Annotated in this window: 1 protein-coding gene; it reads right to left on the bottom strand. The window is 29.8% G+C overall.

Features of this window, described 5'->3' with window-relative positions:
* A partial coding sequence (locus ACQRD5_RS17330; protein WP_427747131.1) for a group II intron maturase-specific domain-containing protein occupies positions 1-221 on the bottom strand: 221 nt, incomplete at its 3' end.
* Between the last annotated feature and the right edge of the window lie 74 nt (positions 222-295).

The raw sequence follows: 295 nt of genomic DNA, 5'->3' as shown, positions 1-295 counted from the left end.
CGGGTATTGGCAAATTTTAATGACTGATAGTGATTTAATCCTAACTTCCTAAGGTTTTTATATCTTGTTTTAACCCTTTTCCATTGTTTCCATATACACATTCTTAGTCTTTGTCTTATCCATTTATCTAATTGCTGAACAATGCCTTTGCATTTGGCTATCCCATAATAATTAATCCATCCAATATTAGTTTGATTCAATTTAATTATTCTTTGTTCCAAAGTTATCGGCTTCGACCTCGATAGTATCTCTCTAATTTTATCCTTATATCGTTTTAGTGATTGTTTTGATATAA

It is taken from the genome of Clostridium sp. SGI.024, assembly GCF_050315195.1.
In the GTDB taxonomy this organism is placed as follows: domain Bacteria; phylum Bacillota; class Clostridia; order Clostridiales; family Clostridiaceae; genus Clostridium.
The sequence above is the reverse complement of the archived record's forward strand: the minus strand, read 5'-3'. Positions and strand labels throughout refer to the sequence as shown.